This window comes from Pseudomonas sp. SCB32 (genome assembly GCF_009189165.1).
Lineage (GTDB): Bacteria > Pseudomonadota > Gammaproteobacteria > Pseudomonadales > Pseudomonadaceae > Pseudomonas.
In genome coordinates this window covers 2208238-2230810 of the sequence record NZ_CP045118.1, presented here as the reverse complement: position 1 = coordinate 2230810, position 22573 = coordinate 2208238, and the positions used below count along the sequence as shown (strand labels likewise).

Below are 22573 nucleotides of genomic sequence, written 5' to 3'. Positions count from 1 at the left end.
TCCTTAGCTGGCGTTGGCGGTTTGGGCGTCGCGGATCACGGCGGCCAGGCGGCGCAGGCCCTCGCCCGCGCGCTCCGGTGCCACATGGCTGAAGTTCAGCCGCAGGTAGCCGGGGTTGGCATCCGGTTGGGTGAAGAAGGGCTCACCGGGCATGAAGGCTACGTTCTGCGCCAGGGCCGCGTCCAGCAGCGTGCGGGTATCCAGAGGATCTTTGAGCTTCAGCCAGAAGAACAGGCCTCCCTGCGGCACGTTCCACTCGGCCAGCCCGGCGAAGTGCTCCTCCAGCTGCGCCTGCATGGCGTCGCGGCGGATGCGGTAGAAATCGCGCAGCTCGGCCAGGTGGCCACGGTAGGCCTCGGTGCCGAACCACTGCAGCGCCTGCCACTGGCCGACGCGGTTGGTGTGCAGGTCGGCGGACTGCTTCAGGCGCAGCAGGTGCGGGAACAGGTCCGGGGTGGCGATCAAAAAGCCCACGCGCAGGCCCGGCAGCAGCGTCTTGGAGACGGTGCCGGTGTAGATCCAGCTGGCCTTCTTCAGGCGGCTGACCAGCGGGGTCGCGGCGCCGTCGTCGAACACCAGCTCGCGGTAGGGTTCGTCTTCGATCAGGGTCACGCCGAACTCGTCGAGCACAGCGGCGACTTCATCGCGGCGCTGCTCGCTGTAGCGCACGCCGGACGGATTCTGGAAGGTCGGGATCAGGTAGGCGAAGGACGGCTTGCTGGTCTCCAGCCGTTGGCGCAAGGCGGCCACGTCCGGGCCTTCGGCGCCCAGCGGCACGGTCAGGCAGTTCGCCCCGAACAGCTGGAATGCCTGCAACGCGGCGAGGTAGGTCGGCGCTTCGAGCAGCACTTCGGTGCCCGGATCGATGAACAGCTTGCTGGCCAGATCGAGCGTCTGCTGCGAGCCGCTGACGATCAGCACCTGGCTCGCCTCGCAGGGCACGCCCAGGCGCCGGGCTTCGGTGGCGATAGCCTCGCGCAGCGCCGGCTCGCCCTCGCTCATGCCGTACTGGCCCATGCTCTTCGGCATCGCGTCCCAGTCCACCTTCGGCAACATGGCCTCGGCAGGCAGTCCGCCGGCGAAGGACATCACTTCCGGACGCTGCGCCGCGGCAAGGATTTCACGAATCAGGGAGCTTTTCAGACGGGCAATGCGTTCGGAGAAGGCCATGAGGTCACCGGTAGCGTCAGCACGGAAGAATGAGTCAAACTGCTTGACCGAAGCTACGACGCCCAGGACGGATACGTCAATATGCCTGACCTAATAAAAAGCGCACTTCAGCTCCAGGCCATCGAAGCCTTCTTCTACAGTTACCGGGCCTTCACCGCGAAGCCCGACGAGATGCTCGCCCGCCGTGGACTGAGCCGCGTCCACCACCGCATCCTGTTCTTCATCGCGCGCAAGCCGGGCCTGAGCGTCAGCCAGTTGCTGGCCGCCCTGGGCGTGACCAAGCAGGCGCTGAATACCCCGCTGCGCCAACTGCTGGAAATGAGCCTGATCCGCAGCGAAGCGGCCGACAGCGACAGGCGCAAGCGCCTGCTGGAACTGACAGCCGAAGGCAGCAAGCTGGAAAAGGCCCTGCGCCGCGAACAGGACCGGCTGTTGCAGCGTGCCTTCAGCGAGGCCGGCGAGGACGCGGTCAGGGGCTGGATGGCGGTGAACCAGGCCATCGCCCATCCGCAGGAGCGGGACTAACCCGCCGCGCTTTCCAGCTCCCGCGCACCGCGCAGGAACATCAGCGCCAGCGGGATGGCGCCGGCCATCGCCAGCAGCGTGCCGGGCACGAACAGGATGACCGTCGCCAGGCAGCCGCCGACCACCACGTCGAACCAGCCCATCACCTTCACGGAAGGGTAAGGCAGCGGGATCTTCAGCACCCGGATGCCATACCAGAGCTGGGCGATGCCGCTGGGCAGGAACATCAGCAGGAACACCAGGGTCGCGGCGCTGTGGACTTCGTTGAACTCGACGTCGAACACCATGCTGTGGAGCTGCATCAGCACCGCCAGGGCAATCGAGATCGCCATCGGCCAGCGCAGGCCACGGGCGCCGAAGCGATCCTCCAGGAAGCGGGTGCAGCGCCAGGTCAGGAAGCAGCCGAGCAATACGCTCAGCACGCTCATCCAAACCTCCAGTTGCGGAACGGTCGCAAAGCCCGGCAGGCGATTGACGATCGACATCCCCAGCAGCACCAGCTCGGTCAGCAGCAGCGCCAGGCACAACCCCGCGAGCACCCGCAAACCGCCGGCACTCCAGCGCCCATGCAGGAAAGGCTCCGGCGCCCGTGCGTCCACCAGCTCCACCTTCGGGGCGGCGTAAGGGTTCTGCTCCATGGACCGTTGGCTCCAGGCTGACGATGGAGGTGCAACATACTTCGCCAAGGCGGCGCGTGCCACCGCGACTGTACGGCCCACTCGGCCACTGGCTGTTACGGGACAGCCTCCGTTACCGGGATTAGTCTGCAAGCACAGTCAGCTTGCACAAGAACAAGACCGGTATTCCGTCATGCCCTTCGAACTCCTCGGCGCCTTCGTGCTGTTCGCCTTCGTCACCTCCATCACCCCCGGCCCCAACAACATGATGTTGCTGGCCTCGGGCGTGAACTTCGGCATCCGCCGCACCATCCCGCACATGCTCGGCATCAGCATCGGCTTCCTGCTGCTGGTGGTCGCCGTGGGCACCGGGCTGCACCAGCTGTTCGAGCGCTTCCCAGCGAGCTACCAGGCGCTGCGCTACGCCGGCGGCGCCTACCTGCTTTACCTTGCGTGGAAGATCGCCCGCGCCGGCGCTCCCGAGGCGGCCGGCGAGAACAACGCCAAACCGATGAGCTTCCTCCAGGCCGCCGCCTTCCAGTGGATCAATCCCAAGGCCTGGGTCATGGCGGTGGGCGCCATCGCCACCTACTTGCCGCCCGACGCCTTCATCAGCAACGTGATCCTCCTGGCCACCCTGTTCGCCGTGGTCAACCTGCCCAGCGTGGGCGTCTGGACGATCATCGGCAGCCTGTTGCGGCGCTGGCTGGAAGACCCGCTGCGGCTGCGCCTGTTCAATCTCGGCATGGCGGCCCTGCTGGTCGCCTCGCTCTATCCTTTGCTCTCCAGCACCTGATGGAAGTTCGTGCATGACTGACACCACTCCCGCCTCCGCGCCGCTGCGCCCGCTGGCCGACTCCTCCCCCGCCGCCATCGTCGCCGGCTTCGTTGCCATGCTCACCGGCTACACCAGCTCGCTGGTGCTGATGTTCCAGGCCGGCCAGGCAGCCGGGCTTTCCACCGCGCAGATTTCCTCGTGGATCTGGGCGCTGTCCATCGGCATGGCGCTGACCACCATCGGCCTGACCCTGCGCTACCGCACGCCCATCGTCATCGCCTGGTCCACCCCCGGCGCCGCGCTGCTGATCAGCAGCCTGCCCGGCGTGCCCTATGGCGAGGCCATCGGCGCCTTCATCGTGTGTGCCGCGCTGATCACCCTGTGCGGCGTCACCGGCAGCTTCGACCGCCTGATGCGCCAGGTGCCCGGCTCGCTGGCCGCCGCCCTGCTGGCCGGCGTGCTGTTCCGCATCTGCGTGGAAATCCTCCACGCCGCCGAACAGCAAACCCTGCTGGTGGTGGCGATGTTCCTCAGCTACCTGCTGGCCAAGCGCCTTTCGCCGCGCTACGCGGTGTTCGCCGCGCTGCTGGTGGGCGTCGCCCTCGCCGGCTTCCTCGGCCTGCTCGATTTCAGCCACTTCCAGCTCGAAGTGGCGCGTCCGGTATGGACCACGCCAAGCTTCTCCCTGGCCGCCACCATCAGCATCGCGATTCCGCTGTTCATCGTCGCCATGGCCTCGCAGAACATGCCGGGGCTGGCCGTGTTGCGCGCCGACGGCTACCAGGTGGCGGCCTCGCCGCTGATCTCGGTAACCGGCATCGCCTCGCTGCTGCTGGCACCCTTCGGCTCCCACGGCATCAACCTGGCAGCCATCAGCGCGGCCATCTGCACCGGCCCGGAAGCCCACGAGAACCCGCGCAAGCGCTACACCGCCGCGCTCTGGTGCGGGCTGTTCTACGGCGTGGCCGGCATCTTCGGCGCCACCCTGGCCGCGCTGTTCGCCGCGTTGCCCAAGGCACTGGTGCTGTCCATCGCGGCGCTGGCCCTGCTCGGTTCCATCACCAACGGCCTGACCAACGCCATGGCCGAAGCGCGCCAGCGCGAAGCGGCGATGGTCACCTTCCTGGTCACCGCCTCGGGCTTCACCCTGTTCTCCGTGGGCTCGGCCTTCTGGGGACTGGTGGCGGGCCTGCTGACACAGCTGGTGCTGAACTGGCGCCGCGCGCCCTGAACTGGGTCGACGATGCTTCGGATTGCAACGTCGGGACTCACGAGCCGGCTCGCTGCCTTGTAGCAGCGAGCTTGCTCGCGAACCACCCAGCAACGGAGTTGCCGGGAAGTCCTTCGCGGACAAGGTCCGCTTGTACCCTGTTTGCTGGGTGATCCCCTTCGGGACAGCACTTGCGCTGGCCGCACTTCAGTGCGCCCGAAGGGTGAGCGCAGCGAATAGCCCAGAAGACAGTTGCTCCTACGGTGAAGATCCCTGCGGATCGCCGCGCTGCTGAGCCGTTCTTCGTAGGAGCCACTGTCTTCTAGGCTCCCGCATTCGCGGGAGTGACGGTGTTATGCACCGCTCTCCACCCTCGTCATCCCCGCGAACGCGGGACGCGGCTTCATCGCGAACAGCGCTTGCGCTGGCCCGAAGGGGAATCACCCAGAAAACAATGCAGGAGCGGACTTCGTCCGCGATGAAGCACGAGCACTGTAGCAATAAGCCACCCGTCACGCCTCTGGAGCGGCTCCAGCAGTAGTGGCCATCAACCGCTGCTGCAACCGCCAGAGGAACGCCGTTTCATAGGCAACGCGCTGGCAGCCTCCCTCCTGCTTGTCGCGGCCGATGAAGAGCGCGATCCACAGGCTGGATTTATGGTGTTCGCCGAACCAGCGCTCGACCCGTTGAACGGCCTCGTCCATGGCGCCCTGACAGTCCTCCGGCCAGTCCAGGCTAAAGCCGGGCTGGCCATCGGCGGACGGCACATGGGTCCAGAACGCGCGGGGGAGTTCGGGTAGTTCGTGTCCCATTGACTGACTCCTTGTGTGCCACGCCCGAGCGGCGCGGCCACTGAATGACTGGAATGCCAAAGGATCGCCAGGCAAGCCGCGCCCGGCGATCTGCCGCAAGCCTCAGGCGAATGCGAGCGACGCCGGGGGGCGGCGAATTGGACTAGTCAATGGAAGGGAAACGGGTGAGGTTCGCGGGCGGTGCCCGGGGGTAAAAGCGGGGTAATGCATACTCGTATCTCCTGCAAAGAGTTAGAGCCGCCCCAATCTTTCCACGGATAAGGAGGCGAGCCGCGCAAGGGTGGAAATACCGGCTTTGCAGGAACCCCGGCCGGGCCGAAGCCCGCCTTGCACGGCCCGCCATAGATAGCAATCGACGGGCACAAAAAAGCGCCAGTCGAACCACCATGGCGCTACCGCGCCTGCAAAGAAAACACCGGGTTTCCACGCCCAGGTCACGACAACCGTCGCGACCCGGAGACCTTACCGGCGGCCATGCAGGCGCAGCAACGCGGCATGCTACAGGCTCTTCCGATGCCTGTGCAGGACGCTTCCTGAGTACCTTGTCGCATTTGCGTAGGATGAAGCCGGCTCGGCAACCGCCTGGAATTCATTGGTAGGAAAGCGTGTAGGTGGCCACGGCATTGGCCTCACCGGGACGCACCGTAGTCGCCGTCTTGATGTAGTTGGCCGTGAAGGGAATGGTCAGCACGCCGTTGGGTGAGGCACCGACGGAAATCTGGTTGGTGTTGCCCGCCGCAGAAGAGTCCGGGCCGAAGCGTACCGGAGAGCCATTTCGCCGGATCTGAATCCCCACCCCCTTTGCCTGGACCAGGCTGGGGCTGAGCGTGAGGGTATCGGAGGTATTGCCCAGGTTATTGGCGTCACTGAGCGTCATGAAGACGTTCACCCCCGTATTGCAATTGAGTCGGACGTTGAAGCTCGCATTGCCGTCCGTAGTGCCTACTGGCCCCTGGAGTTTTGACGAGCTGGTGATGGCCAGATTCACCGGAATGTTCACCGAGCCGGCATCCACCGAGCAGGTCTGCGCCGTTATGCTGGTGCTGGTGATCTTGATGGCAGCCTTAGGCGTGGTGGAGCTTCCGGAACTCTTCTCGGTGATGAATTGCTCACCAACAGTCATGGCGGGCAATACCCCGGTACTGATCGCGTCCCCCGTGGCCACCAGCCGGCCAGATGCAAAGGTCCCATAGGACGTTACCGCGGCCTTGAGCAGGTCCATGGTTGTAGCCTCCGCTGCCATCCATGCACCACCGGCGTCCTTGATGGACAGTATCAACCCTACGCCGGACACCGACGTGGAAAATACGGCATAACTGACCCCACCATCGGTGACTCGTTTTCCGGTGGGAGTCAAAATGGCACGCGCCTGCGTATAGACAGTAGATGCATCGTTGTAGGTGCAACCATTTTCTGTGACCACGCTGCCGACCGTAATCCAACTGGTCAGCGGAGTGCCCAACGACCGGTCACGGGGAGCTGTAATAGTGGCTGGTAGATTCAGAGTCATGCCTGTTACCGCCGTGCACGTTACCTTCGCGAGTGCCACCGGCAGGTGCAATAGCAATAGCGCGCTGACCATCAGCAATCTCACGACAGACATCGACCGCACAATCATGACCGCTCTCCTTCTCCCGATTGGCCGTCATGGCCAAATGGTTCATTACTCACAGGCTTGATGAAGGGTTTCCATTTGCTCGCCGGACGCCCCGCCCACTCGGGGAGTCGCCTGGTAGTGAATAGCGCATTGCCGACCGTCATCCAACGGAACATGCAGTTCGCCAGCGTCCTTCTCTACACGGACGAAGATCTTGCCGCCCTGCCCGACTACGCCGACTTCCTGGTTTTTCTCATCGTAGACACTGGCGCCGAAGGGCAGCGGGCTACCGTCGCCTTGGCGGCTCTGGATCAGCAGCGCGTGGCCGGTAACCGCTTCGAACTTGACCAGCATGACCGAGCCGCTGCGCGGTACGACTTCCTGCGTGGTGCTCTTGAGTTCGACATCGTCGGACAGGCCCTTGGGGTCCAGCTCCAGGGTGTTCACGCGGTAGGCCGTCAGGTACGGCACCACGGCCTGGCCCTGGCCATCGAGCTTGACGTTACTGGCATTGCTGACCTGGGCACCGGCTGCACCGGGGGCGTCGATGATGGCGATGCTGTCGCCCAGGCTCTGGCCGAAGGTGATGCCATTGGGATGGGCGACCACTGATCCGGCGATGCCGGCCGAGACCTGACGGTAGTCGCTGCCCTGGCTCACGGAGCCATTGAGAGTGCCATAGGAGTCACGGTACTGGGCATTGCCGCCCAGGCTTGCGGCGCTCTGGCCGTCAGCTGGGCTGTCGTAGGCGCTGGTGATGCCGTAGTTGATCTGGCCGTCCTTGCCGGCGGTGCCGCTCAGGGTGCTCTGCAGGTTGCTGGCGCCACTGCTGCTATGGCTGACGCTGCTGGTGAGGTACGGGCGATTGCTGCCGGCCGAACCGATGGGCAGGGAGACGCTGAGCAGTACCTGGTTCTCGGAACCGCCGAAGGCGTCCTGGGTGCGGGAGGCGCTGACGGATGCGCTGCCCCAGTTCCAGCTGTGGTTGTAGCCGGCCTGGAACTGGGTATCGGAGCCAGTGTCGTTCCAGTAGTTCTGCACAGAACCGCTGACGAACAGGTATCCACGCCCGATGTTCTGGCTGACGTTGATCTCACTGCGACTGCGGGCGCGGTGGATGGCGTCGGCACCGCCGTTCTGGTCGCCAAACGCCTGAAGTTGGTCACGGGCGTTCAGGGCATCGTTGAGGCCGAAATAGCCATCGGTGGAGTAGCGGTAGGACGCAACCGTGAAGTTGGTGCCGGTGCTCTCGAGGATCTTGTTGTAGCTGATGCGCACCGAGCGGCCGCTGTACTGCTGCCCCTCCAGGTCTGTGCTGGCCTGGGTCAGGTCCGCGCCGAAGGCGCCGTACTCGGTATTGAGCACGCCACCCAGGAGCGCGGAGGTGTAGCCGTCGGAGATCGAACTGCCGGTGTAGGCGGTGATGCTGTTGGTGATGCCGCGCTGGTAGGTGGCCTGGGCGACGTAGGGGCTGTAGCCATAGGTGAGGTCCCGCACCTGGCCGACGCTTGCGGTGTAGCGCGAGACGCCGGGGCGCAGGGAGCGGGCCACCGAGGAGAACGGCACGGTGAAGTGGCTTTCCTGGCCGCTGGCTTCGGTCACGGTGACGTCGAGGTCGCCGTTGTCGCTGGTGGGATTGAGGTCACTAATCTCGAAGGCGCCGGGGGCAACGGTCTCCTCGTGGATGATGTAGCCGTTCTGGCGAATGGTGACGCGGGCGTTGGTGGCGGCGATGCCACGCACGACCGGCGCGTAGCCGCGCTGGGAGTCAGGCAGCATGCGGTCGTCGCTATTCAGACGCACGCCACGCATGGGGACCGAGTCGAACAGATCGCCATCGGTATAGGCATCGCCGAGGGTCAGTTGGGAGCGGAGGGCGTCGACGTCGCGCTGGGCGAAGGTGGCGAGGTTCTGCAGGGACTTGCCGTCCTGCCCCCAGTTGAGCGACGAGCGCTGGCGCAGGCGCCAGTCGCCCAGGTTCAGCCCGCCGTTGAGGCTGGCATAGGCGGTCTGCTGGTCGCTGCCCTGGCTGCTGCTCTGGTAGCCGTTGAGGTTGTAGTCGAGGAAGCCGGCATTGACGCCACGGTCCCAGCGCTCGGGGCTGACGTAGCCACGCGGGTTGCGGCGCAGCATGGCCTGGGGAATGCTCAGGTCCAACCGCTGCTCGCCGACATCGACGCTGGCACTGGCGCCTTCGATAAGGCTCGCCAGGTCAAGGCAGTCGCCGGTCAGTTTGTCCTGCGGCAGTTGGTCGAGCTTGACGCCGAACTGCTCCAGCTGGAGGCGCGAGAAGCAGGCTTTGCCATGGCCGGGCTGGTCGCCAGCGACAAAGTGGATGTCCTGAGGACCGAGCGGCGTTCCATTGAGCTGCACGGCCAGGTTGTAGACACCCGGCTCGACCAGGTTGCTTTCACGAAAGCGCGACAGGTTCATCGAACGCGCACCCTGCCCCCAGAGCATGTCGCTCTCGAAGTTGGCCACTTCACCGTCATCCGGCCCCGCCAGTGCCAGGCCGCAGCAAAGGCCGCTCAACAGGCAGACGGCCAGTGCCAGCGGCTTGAGCTGGAAGGCGCTGGGCTTGCGTGATTGGAGGTGACGTACGCTGTTCATGATTGAGCCTCGTGGGTGTCCTGTGGACGGCCCCTGTTCTCGGGCATAAACGGGCTCCTCCCGGCGCCTTGGCGGGTGTCCAGAAAGAGCGATGTCAGAAGAGGTCTAAGCGGGTATGACCGCTCGGATCAGGGCGACGTGATCCGGATGCGCCTGGCGAATCTTCGCCGTGGGCCTGGAAGCGGAGCGCCGGATGACACCTGTGGCGCTGCGTCATCGGTGGTGGTGATCAACAGCTTTTCCATGGCTTGAACCCCTGGTTCGAAGTGGTCCCCGTCTGGCGGGCCAGTGCGGATGCGATGGGTTCAGTTTCTGCCTGACGTGCGATTCGCCCTACCGTACTTTCCCGACACGCGTGTAGGAATTCGCCAAATAGTTAGCTTGCTATCTGCAAGGACAGGAACGGCCCGCATTTTCACGGTGCGTGTTGGGGCCGTTATCCAGAGAGAGGGCCGGCACCTGTTGCGGGTGCCGGACTCAGGAGGGATCAGTGCGGGAAGATCAGGGTTTCAGGGGCTGGGAGTGCTCGATCATTGCACCCAGGTCGCTGACGCTCGTGTAGGCCACCTTGGCGCCCGAAGCGAGGGCAGCAGCGCTCTTGAGCGGCAGCACCTTGCGTTCGCCGGGAGCGAGCATGCTGGAGTTGATGTCGAGGGACGGGCTGACGGTCTGCCCGCCTCCGCTGACGCTGACCTTGCCCAGGGAGACGTAGTACGGGCTGTCATTGCGGCACTCCAGTGCCCACTCGGCACCCTTCTGCTGTAGGCGCCATTGCAGTTGCTCGGCCGCGGCAGTGGGGTTGCCCGGTAATCCTGCTGGGCGATAAAAGAGCTTCAGGCGGCTGCGGAAGGCGATCTTCAACTTGTTCTGCCCTTCGGCCGACGCCGGCGGAACCTCCAGCACGTTGAGCCAGAACAGTGATTCCTTGTCTTGCGGCAGACTCTTCTGCCCGGTGTAGCGGACGCGCAGCGCCTGCCCCTTGCTCGGGTCGATCCGCGCGATGGGCGGGGTGAGCACGAAAGGTGCGGCGGAGGTATCGGGTGTCGCCTGGACGTTGCCTTCGTCGATCCACGACTGCACCAGCATGGGCGACTGGCCGTCGTTGCTGAGTTTGACCGTTACTTCTCGCTGGGCCGCATCGTAGACCACGCGGGTTCCCGTAATCACGATGGAGGCCTGCGCTTGACCGATCATCAGGCAGGCCGCCATCAGCAGCCCCCATGCACGACCACCGAGCAAACTACGTTTCATGTGAACCTCGCGTTGAAAGTGACGATCCAGACTACGCGAGGGCAGACCGTTGCGGTCGCCCTCGCGCTGCATTGCCGGTATTGCGCCGGTTTTACGAGTAAACGTTGGAGCTTTACGGGTAAACGATCGAGTAGGTCACGCTGGACTTAACTTCGCCTGCACTCGGGGTGGCGGAGTTGGAGTAGTACTTCACGGTGAAGGGCATGCTGGCGCCGGCACCAGAGATATTAGTGAATGCCGAAGCCGGTGCAGCACCCAGTTGCAGGGCCGAGCCGTTGCGGAAGATCGCCAGATCGACTTCCGGTGCGCCGCTGCCGGTGTTCTTCAGGCGGCCCAGGGAAGTGACGTTGGCACCCGGTTCGAAGAAGACCGCCACACCCGGGTTGCCGCTGACTTCGCTGCCAGTGCAACCGGAAAGGTCGATGGTGAAGTTGGTATCGCCACCGGTGGTGCCGACGCCGGCCAGGGAAGTCTTGGAAACAGTCGGCAGAGTGATGGTGCCATCACCGGTGCCAGCACCGTTGATCTTGATGGTGCAGGTAACGTCCTGGACCTTGCCGTTGAAGTTGATGGTGCCGTCGGAGGCCTGGGCCTGATGAGCAGAAGCAACCAGGGCAGCCAGGGTAGCGAGGGAGATCAGGGACTTTTTCATTTGGCGAGATTCCTACATGAGTGAGTGGGCCTCCTGCACCGGTATTAGTGGAGGAGATGGCCAAATTCTGGTCTCGTGCGGGATATCGCCCTACCGTAAAGTCCTTATCAGCCTGTAGGAAATTTCTACTTATCCAGCGGTCGCGGAGGAATCCACGCTCACAGGAGTTCACCGAACCACAGCGCCCATCTGTAGGAGCGCGCCATGCGCGCGATCGCGGACAAAGTCCGCTCCTATAGAGGGACTTCCAGCCTCAGGCCGGCGCCTGCTCCGGCGCGGCCTTCACCACGTCACGGCTCACCCACCAGCCGAAGATGGCGGCGGTAAAGAACATCAGCACACCGTAGATGGCGGCCGGGATCGCCATGGTCTTGTTGTTCAGCAGCATGGGGCTGAGCGCCAGGGCGATGGCAAGGGTGCCGTTGTGGATGCCGATCTCCATGCCGATGGCCACCGCCTGCGGCTTGGGCAGCTTGAGCAGGCGCGGCACCCAGTAGCCGACGGCGAGGCTGAGCAGGTTGAAGCACAGCGCCGCCGCACCAACGATGGGTGCATAGGCGACGAAGGTCGGCCAATCCTTGGCCACCGCCAGGACGATGATCACCAACAGCAACAGCGCGGAAAGAATCTTCACCGGCTTCTGCAACGCCGCCGCCACGCGCGGCAACTGGCGGCGGATGAGCATGCCGATGGCTACCGGACCGAGAACGATGATGAACACCTGCACCACCTTGCCGAACTGCAGCGGGATGGTCTGGCCGTCGTCCATGAAGTACAGCAGCGACAGGTTGACGATCAGCGGCATGGTGAGGATGGCGATCACCGAGTTCACCGCGGTCAGCGTGATGTTCAACGCCACGTCGCCGTGGGCCAGGTGGCTGTAGAGGTTGGCGGTAGTGCCGCCGGGCGCCGCGGCGAGCAGCATCATCCCCACGGCCAGCGCGGCCTCCAGGGCGAAGCCAATGGTGATCAGGAAGCACGCCAGCGGCAGCAGGATGATCTGGCAGACCAGCCCGATCACGACCGGCTTGGGATAGCGCACGACACGGACGAAATCGGCAATCGTCAGGGACAGGCCGAGGCCGAGCATGATGATGCCCAGGGCGATGGGCATGAAGAGGGTCAGCAAGGGATCGTTGGTCATTGTCATTATTCTCCAACTGAAGTCGGCCGATTCTTTCGGCCATGACTGCGCTTGTAACTGGCCTTGCGGGCCAAAACCACTTCTTCCTGTAACAGAATGCGAAATCTTGTAGCGAACTGGTTGGGATCGTGCGGACAAGCATCTGTAGGAGCGCGCCATGCGCGCGATCGCGGGCATGGCCCGCTCCTACAGGTGCCCCATGGAAATGGTGGTGAGGGGCAGCCCGAACACGGGACTCTCCCCGGACGATCAGATCGCCGTCGCCCCACCATCCACCGGCAACGCCACACCAGTCGTGAAACCGGCGTTGTCGCTGCACAGGTAAAGCACGGCAGCGGCGATTTCCTCGACGCGGCCAACGCGCCCCACCGGGTGCATGGCGGCAGCGAACTCGGCTTTCTTCGGGTCCGCTTCGTAGGCGCGGCGGAACATGTCGGTGTCGATCACCGCCGGGCAGACGGCGTTGATGCGCACCTTCTTCTTCGCGTATTCGATGGCGGCGGACTTGGTCAGGCCGATCACCGCGTGCTTGGAGGCGGCGTAGATGCTCATCTTCGGCGCGGCGCCCAGGCCGGCCACGGAAGCGGTGTTGACGATGGCGCCGCCACCCTGGGCGAGCATCACCGGAATCTGGTGTTTCATGCACAGCCAGACGCCCTTCACGTTGACGCCCATGATGGCGTCGAACTCGCTTTCCTCGCCTTCCGCCAGCCTGCCCTTCTCGATCTCGATGCCGGCGTTGTTGAAGGCGTAGTCCAGGCGGCCATACGCCGCCACGGTGCCCTCGACCAACGCCTTGACCTCGGCATCGCGGGTCACGTCGCAGCGGATGAAGGTGGCGTCGCCGCCAGCCGCGCGGATCAACTCGACGGTGGCCGCGCCGCCTTTGGCATCGACGTCGGAGACCACGACCTTCACGCCCTGCTGGGCGAAGGCTTGGGCGGTGGCGCGGCCAATGCCGTTGCCGGCACCAGTGACCAGGGCGACCTGGCCGGAAAGCAGCTGACTCATGAGAAAACCTCGAAATGGTGTGCCGGTGCAGTCTAGCCAGCGCTCCAGCGGCGCGAAGCACTATCAGGCGGGGCGACGTCACGGCATCCACCGCGATGATGATTACGCCGAACCCTGATCACTGGAGCCGATGGGTGAACATTCCTCCGGCGCACGGAACTTGCCCCGGCGCGACACGCGGACTATCACCTAATGCTCTCCCCTCCTTGAGTTCGCTGCCATGACCGCCCAGATCAATCGCCAGTTCCAGCTCGCCAAGCGCCCGGTCGGCGCCGCCACCCGCGACACCTTCGCCTATGTGGAAACCCCGGTCGGCGAGCCCGGCCCCGGGCAGATCCTGGTGAGAAACCAGTACCTGTCGCTGGACCCGGCCATGCGCGGCTGGATGAACGACGCCAAGTCCTACATCGCCCCGGTGGCCATCGGCGACGTGATGCGCGCCCTGGGCGTGGGCCAGGTGATCGGCTCGCAGCACCCGGACTACAAGGTCGGCGACGAAGTGAACGGCGCACTTGGCGTGCAGGACTACTTCCTCGGCGAACCCAAGGGCTTCTACAAGGTGGACAGCCAGCGCGCCCCGCTGCCGCTGTACCTGTCGGCGCTGGGCATGACCGGTATGACCGCCTACTTCGGCTTCCTCGACGTCGGCCAACCCCAGGCAGGTGACACCGTGGTGGTCTCCGGCGCAGCCGGCGCGGTGGGCAGCGTGGTCGGGCAGATCGCGAAGATCAAAGGTTGCCGGGTGGTCGGAATCGCCGGCGGCGCCGACAAGTGCCGCTACCTGGTGGAGGATTTGGGCTTCGACGGCGCCATCGATTACAAGGCCGAGGACATCCATGCCGGCCTCAAGCGTGAGTGTCCCAAAGGCGTGAACGTGTTCTTCGACAACGTCGGCGGCGACATCCTCGACGCCGTGCTGGCTCGCCTCGCCCCCAGGGCGCGGGTGGTGATCTGCGGCGCGATCAGCCAGTACAACAACAAGGAAGCGGTACGCGGCCCGGCCAACTACCTCTCGCTGCTGGTCAACCGCGCGCGCATGGAGGGCATGGTGGTGATGGACTACGCCAGCCGCTTCCCCGAGGGTTTCAAGGACATGGCCACCTGGATCGCCGAGGGCAAGCTGAAGTCGAAGGAAGACATCGTCGAAGGGCTGGAAACCTTCCCCGAAACCCTGGCGAAGCTGTTCAGCGGGGAGAACTTCGGCAAGCTGGTGCTGAAGGTCTGACGCCGAGCCCTTGTAGGAGCGAGCTTGCTCGCGAACCGCGCTCTGCCGATACCTTGGCGTGAGCGCCCAGACTGATCGCGGACAGAGTCCGCTCCTACGAAAAGCTATCCAGACCCCGCGCCGACCTGCTCCCTTAGAAGCGACTGTATTTTGGGCTCCCGCGTTCGCGGGAGTGACGATGTCATGCACCGCTCTCCGCAATCGTCTTCCCCGCGAACGCGGGGATCCAAAAAGCAATGCAAGAGCGGAGCTTCTCCGCGAAATCCCGGCGAAGCCGGGACAGCCGTTGTGGCCGGCCTGGCGGCCGGATCACGGATAAGATCCGCTCCTACGGGAGCCCGCCGTACCCACACCGCTCTTAAGGTGTATCGGCATACAACCGTATGCCCTACGGCGCTGGACGGTTCGCGAGCAAGCTCGCTCCTACAATCATGACCTCCCCTCACTCGCAGCCTTCGCCCCCCATCTCACTGATTTTCGACAAGCCTCGAGGCCTCAATCCATCTAAGCTTGCCCCTTGGTCGTCCCCAAGGAAGATTCACCGATGCCCCTCGCTCGCTGGCTGCCCGGTCTGAACAGCCTGTTGCACTATCGCCGTGACTGGCTGAGCCGCGATGTCCAGGCTGGCCTGTCGGTCGCCGCGGTGCAGATTCCCACCGCCATTGCCTATGCGCAGATGATCGGCTTCCCCGCCCAGGTCGGGCTTTATGCCTGCATCCTGCCGATGCTGATCTACGCCCTGGTGGGCAGTTCGCGGCAGTTGATGGTCGGCCCGGACGCCGCCACCGCCGCCATGGTCGCCGCGGCCATCACGCCGCTGGCGGCCGGCGATCCGCAACGTCTGCTGCAGCTGTCGATGATCGTCGCGGTGATGGTCGGCGCGCTGTCCATCGCCGCCGGTTTCGCCCGCGCCGGGTTCGTCGCCAGCTTCCTTTCGCGGCCCACGCTGGTGGGCTATCTCAACGGCATCGGCCTGAGCCTGATCGCCGGCCAGCTCGGCAAGCTGCTGGGCTACCACAGCGAGACCAGCGGCTTTCTGCGCGGCCTGATCGCGCTGCTGCGCAACCTTGAGGCCACCCACCTGCCAACGCTGGCCCTGGGCAGCGCCACGCTGCTGCTGATGATCACCCTGCCGCGTGTCTATCCGAAGATCCCCGGTGCCCTGGTCGGCGTGCTGTTCGCCACCCTGGCGGCGGCGCTGCTGGGGCTCGACCAGTACGGCATCAAGCTGCTCGGCGAAGTGCCCCAGGGCCTGCCTACGCTGACCCTGCCGCACACCAGCATCGAGGAGATGGGCAGCCTGTTCCGCGATGCCATGGGTATCACCATCATCAGCTTCTGCAGCGCCATGCTCACCGCGCGCAGCTTCGCCGCCCGCCACGGCTACAGCATCGACGCCAACCATGAGTTCATGGCGCTGGGCATAGCCAATATCGGTGCCGGGATATCCCAGGGCTTCGTGATCAGCGGCGCAGACTCGCGCACCGCGGTGAACGACATGGTCGGCGGCAAGAGCCAGATGGTCGGGGTGGTCGCCGCCCTGGTGATCGGCCTGATCCTGCTGCTGTTCAGCAAACCGCTGGGCTGGGTGCCGGTGCCGGCGCTGGGTGCGGTGCTGCTGATGGCGGGCTGGGGCCTGATCGACTTCAAGGCCCTGCGCGGCTTCTGGGACCTGAGCCGGTTCGAGCTCGCCCTGTGCGTGCTGACCACCGTGGGCGTACTCAGTGTCGGCGTGCTGCCGGGCATCTTCGTCGCCATCATGCTTGCCCTGCTGCGCCTGCTCTATCTCACCTATCGCCCGCACGACGCGGTGATGGGCTGGGTGCACGGCATCGACGGCCAGGTGGAGGTGGAGCAGTACCCCAACGCCCATACCCTGCCGGGCCTGGTGATCTATCGCTTCGATGCGCCGCTGCTGTTCTTCAATGCCGACTACTTCAAGCAGCGCCTGCTGGAAGTGGTGGCCGAGGCGCACCAGCCGCGTGCGGTGCTGCTCAACGCCGAGGGCATCCTCAACCTGGACATCAGTGGCCTGACGACCCTGCGCGAAGTGCAGCAGACGCTCAATGCCCAGGGCGTGCACCTGTCCCTCGCGCGGGTCACCGGCGAGACGCTGGCGATGCTCGTGCGCTCCGGCGCGCTGGGCGAAGTGAAGCCGCCGCTGGTGTTCAGCTCGGTGCGCGCCGGGGTCAACGCCTACAAGCGCTGGCACCGGCAGCGCAAGGCGCAGAACACCTGGGAGCAGCACTTACAACCGAAACTGCCCGACCAGCCCCTGTAGCTCACGGCTGAGCTGCGCCAGCTCGACGCTGGACGAAGCGGTGGATTCCATGGCCTGAGCCGACTCGTCGGCAATGCCACGGATGCTGGTGACGCTGCGGCTGATTTCCTCGGCCACCGCGCTCTGCTGTTCGGACGCGGCGGCGATCTGCTGGTTCATCTGGTGGATCACCGCCACCGCCGAGGCGATGGTGCCCAGCGCCGCTTCGGTCTGCACCGCATCGCCCACGGTCATTTCCACCAGCGCATGGCTACGCTGCATGCGTTGCACCGAGGTGGCGGCGTCGCTCTGCAGGGCTGAGATCAGGCTTTCGATCTCGGACGTGGATTGCTGGGTGCGCCGCGCCAGCGCCCGCACCTCATCGGCGACCACGGCGAAACCTCGCCCCTGCTCCCCTGCCCGCGCGGCCTCGATGGCGGCGTTGAGGGCCAGCAGGTTGGTCTGCTCGGCAACGCTCTTGATCACGTCGAGCACGCTGCCGATGTTCTGGCTCTCGCGGCCGAGCTGCTCGATGCTCTGGGTGGCGGTACGCACCGCGTCGGCCAGCTGCTCGATGCGACCGAGGGTCTGGCGCACTACTTCCTGCCCGCTGGCCACCTTGCCGTCGGCCTGCTCGGCGGAGCTGGCGGCCTCTTCGGCATTGCGCGCCACGTCGTGGACAGTGGCGGCCATCTGGTTCATCGCGGTGGCGACCTGGTCGGTCTCGGCCTTCTGCGTGTTCACCCCGAGCTGAGTGCGCTCGGTAACGCCGGACAACGCCTGCGCCGATGCGGTGATCTGCCCGACGCCGTCACGCAGGCGGCTGACGATGCCGCGCAGGCTGTCAGCCATGCTCGCCACGGCCAGCATCAGTTGCCCCACTTCATCCTTGCGCCGCACCTCGATACTGGCGCTCAGGTCACCCTCCGCGATGCGGCTGGCCATGCCGATCACCTGGCGCAATGGGCGCACGATCATCAAGGTGATCAGCAGCGCTGCCAACGCCCCCACCAGCAGCGCCAGCGCCGCCGAACCGAGGATCAGCCCGGTGTTGGTGCGCAGCCCGGCGAGCATAGCCGATTGCTGCGCGGCGTAGGCGTCATCCACCCGCTGCATGACCTGCTCCGAGCGCTCACGCATCTGCGCGTGCACCTGCTTTTCCTGCTGCAGGGCGGCGGTGTATTCGTCGAGCTTCTCGACGAAGGCGTTGATGTTGGTGACCACATCCTTGAGCACCGAGACATAGGTCGGATCGGTGATGCTCGTCTGCAGTTTGCTGGAAAGTTCCAGTGCCTCGGCGGCGGACTTGATGCGGCCATCCGCCGGCTTGTCTTCGCCGCCCGCCTCCAGGCGCGAGCGGGCTTCGTTGAGCCCCTGCAACACCAGGCGCGACAACTGGCTGACCTGGCCGGCCTGCTGCAGCAGCGCCTCACCTTTCTGCCCCTGGGACTCCTTCAACTCGTAGGCGCCGTCGTCGGCGAGGCTCGATTGCAGGATGTCCAGGCTGTTGGAGGCGCCGCTCACCGACCAGCTCGCGGCATCCAGCGACAGGCGCCGGCTCTTGCTGGACTGCTCGAAGCGGTCGAAGGCGGCCAGGTAGTCCGCGATGCCCTGCTCCACCTGCGTCATGGTCGCCGCCTGTTCGGGCAGCGCCTTGAGCCGCGCAACCCTCTCGCCCAACTGCGCGGCGAGCTTGCGCAGGTCTTGCGCAGCGGCAGGGTTGCCATCGAGCACGAAGTCCTTCTCGCGCAGACGCATCTCCAGAACGGAGCGGTTGATCGCCGACAGATCATTGAGCAGCTCGAAGCGCTGGGAGATCGAACGCAGCGAGGCGACGCCGATGGCCGCCACCAGCGCCGTCAACAACAGCACCAGGCCAAATCCGATGGCCAGTTTCTTCGCCGTTCCCATATCGGCCAGACGTCGTTGCACGAGCGCAACCATGGCATCTCCCCCGCATGCAGGCGATCCTTCGGTGCGAAGGTCTCCTGTTCGTTGTCGTCATTTTTCCGGGGAACATTAGGAGCGCCGTTTGACGCTGGATAGAGTCCGGGACGGTGATGGCACCGCGATGCTGCTGGCAGATACGTGCAGGTCGCATCCAGAACACTGACAGGAGATTTCAGACCCAATTCGCAGACGATGCCGACAGCGCCGTCATAGGGCCACGGGGCAAATTCCGACACCTCTTCTTTGACCCGAGGTGCGCGAATGCATGCCCACTATCGACTGGTCCTGCAGCGCCCGATCGCCGGATTCCCCGTCGAGCTGCAACTGCCGGAGCTGTACCGCGAGCAGCAACGGATCGACCCCTTGCTGAAACAATGGAAGCTGCCGCCTGTTGCGCACTTCCTCTGCCCCTTCGAATGCGACGAAACCAAGGGCGAGTTGCTCTCCTGCTGGTTCGACGCCGCCATTGGCCGGCGCCTGGCACACACCATTGTCGGCCTGTGCCAGGGTCGGGAGCAGGAGTTCACCAACCGCCCCGCCCTGCTGCAGGAGCTGTTCGCCCTGGGCGAACGGCTGGACGCGGCGAGGCTCAGCGGCAACCGCTGGCACCTGGGCCTGGTGCTGGAGTTCGCCTGAGCCTGGAGCGGGTCTACTTGGGGCGGATCATGCTGAAGGTGTCGCGGGTGTAGCTGTACTGGGTTCCCCCCAGGCGCCCCACCAGGTCCAGCTTCGCCGGATCGACATGGCGCTCGTCGCGCATCACCTTGTCGTCGACGTGCGCCAGCAGCACCCGGGCAAAGATCAGGTAGGCGCTGGGGTTGTCCGCCGGATAGGGAATGATCTCGGCCAGCTGGCACTCGAAGGCCACCGGCGCGCCGACCACGCGCGGCGCCGCCACGCGCTCGCTGGACACAATAGCGATGCCGGCATGCTCGATCTCGCTGACGCCGTGGGGCAGCCAGGCGGCGGTGGCGTTCATCGCCTCGGCCTGGGCGGCACTGACCAGGTGGATGACCAGCTCGCCGGTTTCGCGAACGTTGCGCAGGGTGTCCTTCACGCTGCCGTCGTCACGCACGCTGGTGTTGACCATCAGGGTCGGCGGCTCGTCGCTGATGACCTGGAAGAAGCTGAACGGCGCGAGGTTGCTCTTGCCCTCGGCGGACAGCGTGGAGACCCAGGCGATCGGACGCGGGGTGACGGTGGAGGCCAGCCAACGGTAGGCGTCGGCGGGCGCGAGGATGGTGAAATCGAGTTGCATGCGAGGTTCCCCTGACTGCCGGACGGATCGGTGCGTCCGTCCGCCCGGCGATTATGCCCGCGCCAGAGCCTCCAGGCACAACAGCGCGAGGTTCTGTACGAAAGTCGTCGAGCGAAGGTCAGGCGAGGCAAAAATCGGTGAGGGCGCGGAGTTAACATGCCGTTAATGAGCAGTCCGAACCGATTTTTAACGAAGCATCACCGATGCGGAGACACTTTCCGTACAGAACCTAACGTCCGGCGCGCGACTCCTTGATGTAGTAACGGGCCTTGCTGGCCTTGTCGAGGCAGCCTTCGTAAGACTCAACCTGCTGCTCGGTCTTGGCGGCGGTGATCAGGGTGAATGCCTTGGAGTAGCTGACGGTGCCGGCGAAGCCCTCGGCCTTGGCCAGATCCAGCTCCTTCCAGGCCGCGTTCAGTTCGGTGGCGCAGCTTTCGCGATTGACCGAGGAACCCGAGCAGCCGGCCAGCAACAGGCTGGCGGCGAGTACAGCGTAAAGTGCCTTCATGACGACCTCCTTGGTTGTGCATGCGACTTCCAGCTTAGTCGGCCCTCGCCGCTTGCGCCGGACTACACTGCCTGTTCGTCCACGCAACGTAGGAGCACGACCATGCTGTATCACGGAAGCTGCCATTGCGGCGGCATTGCCTTCGAGGTGGAAGGCGAGATCGGCGAAGTCACCCAGTGCAACTGTTCGATCTGCAGCCGGCGCGGCTCGCTGCTGTGGTTCGTGCCGCGGGACAAGCTGCGCCTGACCACGCCGGAAAGTGCCATGAGTACCTATACCTTCAATACCCACCGGATCAAGCACCAGTTCTGCCCTACCTGTGGTTGTGCGCCGCTGGCGTACGGGGCGATGCCCGACGGCACCCCGATCGCCGCAATCAACGTGCGTTGCCTGCCGGAGGTGGATGTGAGTGGGCTGAAGGTTCGGGAGTACGACGGCAAGAGCGTGTAGACAGGATGATCAGCAGGGCATGAGGCGTGCCCCACAGGAATCGTGCGTCAGGCCTTGTGTTGCCGCTGCCCGTAGGATGGGTGGAGCGAAGCGATACCCATGCTGTCGGTGCACGGTATTGATGGGTTTCGCTTCGCTCTACGCCATCCTACAAGGACGCAAAAAGGCAGTTGCCCTAGTAGAGCCGCTTCAGCGCCGACGGGTTGTCGTAGGAGCGGACCTTATCCGCGATCACGGGCGCAAGCCCGTCGGCCCTCATGCCGGAACAACAGGCACAAAAAAGCCACTCCGAAGAGTGGCCTTTTTTTCAGCTACCGATGACGGATCACTCCGGCATCTTCATCACCACACGGCCACCGCCCGGGCAGGTTTCCATGTAGTAGTTGGCGTCGCGGTACTGGGCGAAGTCGAACACCCGGTCGATGCTCGGCTTGAGCAACTGGTCGGCGGTCATCTGGTTGATCGCGGTCAGCGCGCGCTGCACGGCGTCGTCGTTGCGGGTCAGGCCGATTTCCGGCTGGCCAGTGAAGTCCAGTACGCAGTGACGATAGAACTGCAGGTGCTTCTTGAACGCGGCACAGGCCGGGAAGGCTGCGTCGTTGCCACCGTTGATGCCGTAGAGGATCAGCTTGCCGCGCGGCGCGGCCACGTCTCCCAGCAGCTTCATCTGCGGGCCGGCGCACTGGTCGAGGACGATCTCCACGCCTTCGCCCTTGGTGAAGCGCTCGACTTCCAGCACCAGGTCCTGTTCCTCGGTGTAAATGATCTTGTCCGCACCCAGGCCCTTGAGGAAGGCACGGCTCTCCTCGTGGCTGGTGGTGGCGATCACCTGGGCGCCGAGTGCCTTGGCCAGTTGCACGGCTTGCGGCGCCAGGCAGTGACCGGCCTCGGTGATCAGCACGCGCTGGCCGGGCTTGATCTGCGCCAGTTCCACCAGCGCAAAGTAGGAATACAGCAGGCCGGTGTAATGCACGGAGGCCTCGACCGGGCTCAGCACCTCGGGGTAGCGCGTCAGTGACGTGCGCGGCAGGACGACGTGGTCGCCCCAGGCCGGGTACTGGTTCGGCGAGTTGGCCGGGAAGCTGGCCACCGGGGTACCGGGTTCGAGGTCATCGACCCCTTCGCCCACGGCCTCGACGATGCCGGAGAGTTCATAACCGATGCCCGCTGGCAGCTTGGCCTGATCCGGGGCGAGGTTCTGCCGCCAGAGCACGTCGCGCCAACTGACGCCCAGTGCCTGGGTACGGATCAGCACTTCACCCGGCCCCGGTTGCGGGGTCGGCAGGTCCTCGATCTTCAGGACCGAGGCGTCACCGAACTGGTGGAAACGGATCATGCGGGACATCACATACCTCGCCTTTTAATGTATCTATAGCCACGGACTCTATCCGGGCTTTGGGGGCGATACCACCGTTCACCGTTGATAATTGACATAAACAGCGATGATTCAGCACCGGCGCCAACGCTGGCCCGGCGAGGCCCGGATGCTCTGCGACGGGGGGTTGCCTGGGCACGCCGGGCGTTATTGCGGCTCGATCGGGAGTA

20 protein-coding genes and 1 pseudogene are annotated in these 22573 nt (G+C 64.8%); 7 read left to right on the top strand and 14 right to left on the bottom strand.

Annotated features, from left to right (window positions below):
* Positions 1–3: 3 nt before the first annotated feature.
* The gene (locus GA645_RS10495; protein ID WP_152222456.1) at positions 4–1170 is read right to left on the bottom strand and encodes a PLP-dependent aminotransferase family protein; all 1167 of its coding nucleotides are present in this window, start codon (positions 1168–1170) and stop codon (positions 4–6) included.
* Positions 1171–1251: 81 nt separating this feature from the next.
* Here GA645_RS10495 and GA645_RS10490 point away from each other — a divergent pair, with 81 nt between their 5' ends.
* The gene (locus GA645_RS10490; protein WP_152222454.1) at positions 1252–1695 is read left to right on the top strand and encodes a MarR family winged helix-turn-helix transcriptional regulator; all 444 of its coding nucleotides are present in this window, start codon (positions 1252–1254) and stop codon (positions 1693–1695) included.
* Here the strand turns inward: GA645_RS10490 and GA645_RS10485 are convergent.
* A complete protein-coding gene (locus GA645_RS10485; RefSeq protein WP_152222452.1) occupies positions 1692–2333 on the bottom strand; it encodes a hypothetical protein in 642 nt (213 codons plus the stop codon). The genes GA645_RS10490 and GA645_RS10485 overlap by 4 nt on opposite strands.
* A 172-nt stretch (positions 2334–2505) precedes the next feature.
* Between GA645_RS10485 and GA645_RS10480 the strand changes: the two genes are divergently transcribed.
* Complete coding sequence (locus GA645_RS10480; protein ID WP_152222450.1) at positions 2506–3108, top strand: LysE family translocator; 603 nt, start codon at positions 2506–2508, stop codon at positions 3106–3108.
* Between the two features lie 13 nt (positions 3109–3121).
* The gene (locus GA645_RS10475) at positions 3122–4321 is read left to right on the top strand and encodes a benzoate/H(+) symporter BenE family transporter (protein WP_152222448.1); all 1200 of its coding nucleotides are present in this window, start codon (positions 3122–3124) and stop codon (positions 4319–4321) included.
* Between the two features lie 491 nt (positions 4322–4812).
* Here GA645_RS10475 and GA645_RS10470 read toward each other — a convergent pair whose 3' ends face one another.
* From GA645_RS10470 to GA645_RS10440, 7 genes are all read right to left on the bottom strand, one after another.
* The gene (locus tag GA645_RS10470) at positions 4813–5112 is read right to left on the bottom strand and encodes a LasR-specific antiactivator QslA (RefSeq protein WP_152222446.1); all 300 of its coding nucleotides are present in this window, start codon (positions 5110–5112) and stop codon (positions 4813–4815) included.
* A gap of 589 nt (positions 5113–5701) precedes the next feature.
* A complete protein-coding gene (locus tag GA645_RS10465; protein ID WP_152222433.1) occupies positions 5702–6730 on the bottom strand; it encodes a fimbrial protein in 1029 nt (342 codons plus the stop codon).
* A gap of 45 nt (positions 6731–6775) precedes the next feature.
* Positions 6776–9319 carry a fimbria/pilus outer membrane usher protein gene (locus GA645_RS10460; protein ID WP_152222431.1) on the bottom strand — a complete coding sequence of 848 codons (2544 nt, stop codon included), beginning with the start codon at positions 9317–9319 and terminating at the stop codon, positions 6776–6778.
* Between the two features lie 501 nt (positions 9320–9820).
* A complete protein-coding gene (locus GA645_RS10455; RefSeq protein ID WP_152222429.1) occupies positions 9821–10570 on the bottom strand; it encodes a molecular chaperone in 750 nt (249 codons plus the stop codon).
* A gap of 112 nt (positions 10571–10682) precedes the next feature.
* The gene (locus tag GA645_RS10450) at positions 10683–11222 is read right to left on the bottom strand and encodes a fimbrial protein (protein ID WP_152222427.1); all 540 of its coding nucleotides are present in this window, start codon (positions 11220–11222) and stop codon (positions 10683–10685) included.
* A 253-nt stretch (positions 11223–11475) separates the two neighbouring features.
* Positions 11476–12366, bottom strand: a complete 891-nt coding sequence (locus tag GA645_RS10445) for a bile acid:sodium symporter family protein (RefSeq protein ID WP_152222425.1) — start codon at positions 12364–12366, stop codon at positions 11476–11478.
* Positions 12367–12615: 249 nt separating this feature from the next.
* A complete protein-coding gene (locus GA645_RS10440) occupies positions 12616–13377 on the bottom strand; it encodes an SDR family oxidoreductase (protein WP_152222423.1) in 762 nt (253 codons plus the stop codon).
* Positions 13378–13597: 220 nt separating this feature from the next.
* On the opposite strand from GA645_RS10440, the gene GA645_RS10435 reads away from it, so the two are divergent.
* Entirely contained in the window at positions 13598–14602 is a 1005-nt protein-coding gene (locus GA645_RS10435; RefSeq protein WP_152222421.1) for an NADP-dependent oxidoreductase, read from the top strand.
* A gap of 544 nt (positions 14603–15146) precedes the next feature.
* The gene (locus GA645_RS10430; protein ID WP_152222419.1) at positions 15147–16883 is read left to right on the top strand and encodes a SulP family inorganic anion transporter; all 1737 of its coding nucleotides are present in this window, start codon (positions 15147–15149) and stop codon (positions 16881–16883) included.
* On the opposite strand, the gene GA645_RS29275 is transcribed toward GA645_RS10430, so the two are convergent.
* Positions 16851–17555 (bottom strand): methyl-accepting chemotaxis protein, encoded by a 705-nt coding sequence (locus GA645_RS29275; protein WP_372239804.1) that lies wholly within the window; start codon positions 17553–17555, stop codon positions 16851–16853. The two genes, GA645_RS10430 and GA645_RS29275, sit on opposite strands and share 33 nt — an antisense overlap.
* Positions 17556–17756: 201 nt before the next feature.
* Positions 17757–17807, bottom strand: a pseudogene (locus GA645_RS29270) (hypothetical protein); the annotation flags it as partial.
* A 1266-nt stretch (positions 17808–19073) separates the two neighbouring features.
* Here GA645_RS29270 and GA645_RS10420 point away from each other — a divergent pair.
* Complete coding sequence (locus tag GA645_RS10420) at positions 19074–19448, top strand: hypothetical protein (RefSeq protein ID WP_152222414.1); 375 nt, start codon at positions 19074–19076, stop codon at positions 19446–19448.
* A gap of 13 nt (positions 19449–19461) precedes the next feature.
* On the opposite strand, the gene GA645_RS10415 is transcribed toward GA645_RS10420, so the two are convergent.
* Entirely contained in the window at positions 19462–20070 is a 609-nt protein-coding gene (locus GA645_RS10415) for a flavin reductase family protein (protein ID WP_152222412.1), read from the bottom strand.
* A 229-nt stretch (positions 20071–20299) separates the two neighbouring features.
* Positions 20300–20578 carry a hypothetical protein gene (locus tag GA645_RS10410; RefSeq protein WP_152222410.1) on the bottom strand — a complete coding sequence of 93 codons (279 nt, stop codon included), beginning with the start codon at positions 20576–20578 and terminating at the stop codon, positions 20300–20302.
* 102 nt (positions 20579–20680) lie between these two features.
* On the opposite strand from GA645_RS10410, the gene GA645_RS10405 reads away from it, so the two are divergent.
* A complete protein-coding gene (locus GA645_RS10405; protein WP_152222408.1) occupies positions 20681–21028 on the top strand; it encodes a GFA family protein in 348 nt (115 codons plus the stop codon).
* Positions 21029–21353: 325 nt separating this feature from the next.
* Here the strand turns inward: GA645_RS10405 and GA645_RS10400 are convergent, their stop codons facing one another.
* Positions 21354–22373 (bottom strand): zinc-dependent alcohol dehydrogenase family protein, encoded by a 1020-nt coding sequence (locus tag GA645_RS10400; protein WP_152222407.1) that lies wholly within the window; start codon positions 22371–22373, stop codon positions 21354–21356.
* Between the last annotated feature and the right edge of the window lie 200 nt (positions 22374–22573).